7 protein-coding genes and 1 pseudogene are annotated in these 5,141 nt (G+C 65.4%); 4 read left to right on the plus strand and 4 right to left on the minus strand.

The genetic code is table 11. From position 1 onward, the window contains the following. A pseudogene (locus WBG82_RS00575) lies at window positions 1-200 on the plus strand (isocitrate lyase); the annotation flags it as partial. 72 nt (window positions 201-272) lie between these two features. On the opposite strand, the gene WBG82_RS00580 reads toward WBG82_RS00575, so the two are convergent. Further along, on the minus strand, window positions 273-665 hold the full coding sequence (locus WBG82_RS00580; protein WP_424420104.1) for a hypothetical protein: 393 nt from the start codon (window positions 663-665) through the stop codon (window positions 273-275). Window positions 666-679: 14 nt separating this feature from the next. Continuing rightward, a complete protein-coding gene (locus tag WBG82_RS00585; protein WP_424420106.1) occupies window positions 680-1,045 on the minus strand; it encodes a nuclear transport factor 2 family protein in 366 nt (121 codons plus the stop codon). Between the two features lie 89 nt (window positions 1,046-1,134). On the opposite strand from WBG82_RS00585, the gene WBG82_RS00590 reads away from it, so the two are divergent. Then, a complete protein-coding gene (locus tag WBG82_RS00590; protein ID WP_424420108.1) occupies window positions 1,135-1,974 on the plus strand; it encodes a helix-turn-helix domain-containing protein in 840 nt (279 codons plus the stop codon). Between the two features lie 91 nt (window positions 1,975-2,065). Then, on the plus strand, window positions 2,066-2,548 hold the full coding sequence (gene rraA / locus WBG82_RS00595; RefSeq protein WP_424420110.1) for a ribonuclease E activity regulator RraA: 483 nt from the start codon (window positions 2,066-2,068) through the stop codon (window positions 2,546-2,548). A gap of 65 nt (window positions 2,549-2,613) precedes the next feature. Here the strand turns inward: rraA and speE are convergent, their stop codons facing one another. Continuing rightward, the gene (speE, locus tag WBG82_RS00600) at window positions 2,614-3,501 is read right to left on the minus strand and encodes a polyamine aminopropyltransferase (RefSeq protein WP_424420112.1); all 888 of its coding nucleotides are present in this window, start codon (window positions 3,499-3,501) and stop codon (window positions 2,614-2,616) included. Next, window positions 3,501-3,992, minus strand: a complete 492-nt coding sequence (gene speD, locus WBG82_RS00605) for an adenosylmethionine decarboxylase (RefSeq protein WP_424420114.1) — start codon at window positions 3,990-3,992, stop codon at window positions 3,501-3,503. Before speD ends, speE begins: the two co-directional genes overlap by 1 nt. A gap of 691 nt (window positions 3,993-4,683) precedes the next feature. Between speD and WBG82_RS00610 the strand changes: the two genes are divergently transcribed. Continuing rightward, the coding region (locus WBG82_RS00610) for a hypothetical protein (protein ID WP_424420116.1) at window positions 4,684-5,141 on the plus strand (458 nt) is incomplete at its 3' end.

Genomic DNA, 5,141 nt, shown 5'->3' on the forward strand with positions numbered 1-5,141 from the left:
GCATGGGCGCCTACTCCGAGCTGCAGCAGGCCGAGTTCGCGGCGGAGAAGAACGGCTTCACCGCGACGCGCCACCAGCGCGAAGTCGGCACGGGCTACTTCGACCTCGTTTCGCTCGCAGCGGGCGGTGGCGAGAGCTCGACGACCGCGCTCGCCGACTCGACCGAAGCCGCGCAGTTCAAGACGGCCGGCTCGCACTGATCCGGCTTCAAGGCTGAAACAACGAACCCGCGGAGAGCGATCTCCGCGGGTTTTTATTTGTCCGCCGCCGCGCTATGCCTGACGGCGGAGCCCGATGAACTGAAGCTCCGCGAAGACGCCCCCGGCGAATGCCTGCCCGAGCACGAAAGCATGGCCGAGCGCTGTCGGTTCGATCCAGCCGCCAATGAGAACCACGACGCTGTCGATCACCCAGAGCGCGTTGAGGATGATGATCGCCATCGCGGCCTTGCGCGAGATCGGCTGGCCGTTTGCGGTGATGTAGACGAAGCCGGCAAAGAGGACGAGCAGCAGGCCCGCGTAAAATACGAGATTTTCCGACAGGCCGAGCAGCGGCGCGAGGAGCGATGCGGTCGCGGCCATGAGCAGGCCGGTGGCGCCGGTCGCCACCGCATCGAGAAGGAGCGCGTAGCGCAGAAGCGAGGGGGAAGCGAGAATGGCTTGCATGGGTCGTCCTCCCTTCACGCGGGCATGCGATCGAGGAAGCCGGTGATCGCGGCTAGCCGCCCGTCTTCGGCGATGACGCCGAAATCGGTGCCCGCGATGCCCGCCTCCCTGCCATCCGGCCCGACGAGTTCCCAGCTGAAGCGCAGGCGGGCATTGTGCCCCTCGCCCTGTCCCACCTGCCGGAAGACATGGCCGGGGAACTGCGCCTGCGCGCCCTCGATCATGCGGTCGATGCCCGCATGGCCATGGCCCGCCATGACGGGATCGATATAGGCGGCATCCTCGGTCCAGTGCCGCGCGATCAGCGCGCGGCGGCGCTCCGCATCCGTCTCGTTCCAGATGGCGAGGTAGCCATCGATAAGATGATTGACGTCGGTCATACTGATCTCCTGATGAAGCGTTGCACGAACGGCTGCGATCCTCGGGCCACGCGGGGCGCCAGTCGATTACCCGGGAGGTAATTGCCGCCATGTCGCGAACGATCAAAACTGACGGCATGTTGAACATGAACCGCCCCGCCGCCGTCGGAGATCTGCTGCGCGCCTGGCGCCAGCGCCGGAGGCTCAGCCAGCTCGAACTGGCCTGCGATGCCGATGTCTCGGCGCGCCATCTGAGCTTTCTCGAAACCGGGCGCTCGCGTCCGAGCCGCGAGATGCTGCTGCATCTGAGCGAGCTTCTCGATATTCCCCCGCGCGAGCGCAACGCGCTCTTCATGGCGGCAGGCTTTGCACCGCTCTACACGGAAACGGCCATGACGAGCCCCGCCGCCGAGGAGGCGCGCCGCGCCGTCGAATTCATGCTCACGAGCCACGAGCCCTCGCCCGCCCTGGCGGTCGACCGGCACTGGACGCTCGTCGCCGCCAATCGCGCCGTCGGCTTCTTCCTTGCCTATGTCGCGCCGGAACTTCTCGAGCCGCCGGTCAACGTGCTGCGGCTGAGCCTCGATCCGCGCGGACTTGCGCCGCGCATCGTCAATTTCGGCCAGTGGCGCGGCCATGTGCTGCACCGCCTGCAACGGCAGATCGCCGAAAGCGGCGATGCGGAGCTCGCGGCGCTCCAGCGCGAACTGGCGGCCCTGCCCCATTCCGGCGATCGGGCCACCGCCCGCCTCGATGAGCCCTATGGCGACATCGTCCTGCCGTTCCGGATCAGGAGCGAGGAGGGCGTGTTCTCATTCCTCACCACCACGACCGTCTTCGGCACGGCGGTGGACCTCACCTTTTCGGAACTGGCGATCGAAACCTTCTTCCCCGCCGACCCTTTCACAGCGGCGGCGCTGCGCCGAAATCTTCCGCAGGCAGCGGGCTGACCGCCCGTCGTGAGGCAGGGTGGCTTGCTCCCGCCGTTCCCGCATGGGAAAAATCCGGCCGACCCTCCCAATGACTGCGAGAGAGAAGCCGATGACCAGCCCCGCCACCACCGATCTTTCCGACGCCCATCCCGATCTCGTCGAGCATTGCGAGCCGATCTTCCGCGACTTCGGCGGGCGGCGCGCCTTCTCCGGCCCCATCGCGACGCTCAAGACCTTCGAGGACAATCCGAAAGTGCGCCAGGCGCTCGAAACGCCGGGCAATGGCCGCGTGCTCGTTGTCGATGGCGGCGGGTCGCTGCGCTGCGCGCTTGTCGGCGGCAATCTCGCCGCGCTCGCGGTTCAGAATGGCTGGGCGGGTATCGTGGTCTATGGCTGTGTGCGCGACACGTCGGAGCTTGCCGCCGCGCAAGTAGGCGTGAAGGCGCTTGCGGCCCATCCCAAAAGAAGCGAGCGGCGCGGGCTCGGAGATTATGACGTCGTCCTGCGCTTCGCGGGCGTGACCTTCCGGCCCGGCGAATGGCTCTATGCGGATGAGGACGGGATCATCGTGAGCCCGAAAAAGCTCGACTGAAGCAAAACGGACGATCCGCCTGTTCGCGCGGATCGTCCGTCTGCGTCCTTTCGCCTTGCGGCTCGTCAGTCCGCGGCCTTCGCCACGATCTCTTCGATGAAGGCAGGCAGCGCGAAGGCAGCCTTGTGCACGGCTGGCGTGTAGTAGCGCGTCTTCAGCCCCGCCTCGCGGTAGCGATGCGTGAGCGTTTCGACCGTCACCGCGTTCAGGAACTCGTCATCCGTGCCCCATCCCAGCGCCATGAAGCCGCCGACATAGGTCGGAATGGTGGCGACATAGCAATGAGCGTAGCGGAAGAGCCGCTTGAACTTCGCCATCGTGCTCGAAAGCTCGGTCGACTGCAGGAACGGCACGCCGTTCTGCGTGACGAGGATGCCGCCTTCGGTGAGGCGCGCCTTGGCGTTGCGGTAGAACGCCTCCTCGAAGAGGACGACACCAGGCCCGACGGGATCGGTCGAATCGACGATGATCACGTCATATTGCTCCGGCGAGGTCCGCACGAACTCGGCGCCATCGGCGAAGACGAGATCGAGGCGCGGATCGTCGAATGCGCCCGCCGAGATCATCGGCAGGTGCTCCTTCGCCAGATTGGTCACGGCGGGATCGATCTCGACCATGGTGATCTTCTCGATGCCCTTGTGACGCACGGCCTCGCGCAGGATGCCGCCATCGCCGCCGCCAATGATGAGCAGCCGCTTCACGTTCCCATGCGCGAGCACGGGCACATGGGTCATCATCTCGTGATAGACGAACTCGTCCTTCTCGGTCACCTGCGTGGCGCCGTCGAGCGCCATCATGCGGCCGAAGGTCTGGTTGTCATAGATCACGAGGTGCTGCTGGCCGGTGCTTTCCTCGAAAACGATCCTGTCCGCACGATAGGAAATGACGAGGCCGCCATTCTCATGGAGAACCTCGTCGACCCAATGGGTCTTTCCGTCGCTCCGAACCGGCATCAGACCATGTCCTTTCCGCGCCGCAGTTCCTCGACGCGAATGTTGGATGGGCCGAACGCCTCCTGCAAGACGGCGATCGAGTTCTGCGGCTCGGCCTCGCCACACATGAAGACGTCGAGCGCGGCATAATTCGCCTCGGGCCAGGTGTGGATCGAGATGTGGCTCTCCGACAGCACGGCCACGCCCGACACGCCGCCATTGGGCGTGAAGTGATGGAGGTGGATGTGCAGCAGCGTCGCCTTCGACACCTCGACGCAACGGATCAGCGTTTCCTCGATGTGCTTCAGATCGTCGAGCCTGCTCGCACCGACCAGATCGATGATCAGATGCGTTCCGGCGAAACGTTCGCCGTTGCGCTCGATGAAGAAATCCTTCCGCTCCTCGTGATGGGCGCGCGGTCCTTCGGACAGCGTTTCCACCGATGCGAGATTCGGGGCGTTGTGGGGGAACTCGAGTACTTCCGCCTGGGTCTTCCTTGAATCGCGATTCAAGTCGATCCCCAATTGGAAGAGGGCGCGGGGCTCGGACATGGGCCTCTCTCCAACCAGTAGATGGACCTGGCTTGCCGGACGCATTGCGCCACACCGCATTCCACACGGGAAATCGCGATGGGCAGCGCCGGGGCCGTGGATATTTAAGCTTTCGCAGATTGAACGCGGCGGCTTGAGGTGCCGAGTGCGGGGCGAACTCGCCCGGCTTGACCGTTACGCAGAACGGCGCGGCTCGGCGTCATCAGGGGCGTCAGCCCCTCAGACTGTAATCAGGCATATGCATTCTCCCCAGAAACCCGGCTGGCTGCCAATGCGGCAAGCCGCCAAACCTTCCAAAAGAGACGCGTACGCCGTTACGTAGCCGGCTCGGGCCAGGGGCACGTGCGATTGCGTTCTGGCGCTCATGTAGATGGCGCAGTGCAGCGTGTCAAACAAAAACCTCCGCATGCGCACATGGCGACGAATTTTCGTCTCCGATGCGCAGATTGCAGCCTTCCGCGCCCGGTTGGGCGGGTTCACGCGCATGAAAAGGCCCAGGGCGAGGGCCAGCGGCTGCCCCGCCCGATTCGTACGGCAGGGGCGACAGGCGATGCCGTGCCCGGCCCCTCAGCCGTGGGGCAACGCCAAGATTATTGCAAGTGATTATCAATAGCGATAAAGTCGCCTCATCCTCCCGCATCGGAGACACGCCATGAAGCCAGCAGATCGCGCCTTCTTTCCCTCTCCGTCGCGCCACCCCCGCTATGTCCCGGACCTGCCGGTCGGCGAGCTTGGCTTTGCCGAGCAATTCCTCGTCTGGGCGATGCGGGTCCAGTGGTCCCATATCGGCGACGGGCGGCAAAGCTCGCTCGTCGTAAGACGCGCCTTCGACAAGCTCGACATGCCCGAAGGGGCGAGCCTCATCGCCGAGCTGACCGAGGCGCTGATCGGCGCCTCGGAGCGGCCGCTTTCCGTGCCCTGCCCCAAATGGCGGGTGCTGACAGGCGACGAGGCGCGGCTACTGACCTTCCTCGCCGCGCTTCAGGCGCGCGACGGCGCGCCCCTCGCCTTCTTTGCGCCGGAATGGCGACTGCCCTCGCATGCGGCGATCTGGCCGCCCGCGCAGCGGCTGGCGCTCGCCTGCACCGCCGCCGGCCTCCATCTCGGCGC

The sequence above is a fragment of the Parvibaculum sp. genome, assembly GCF_049671045.1.
Lineage (GTDB): Bacteria > Pseudomonadota > Alphaproteobacteria > Parvibaculales > Parvibaculaceae > Parvibaculum.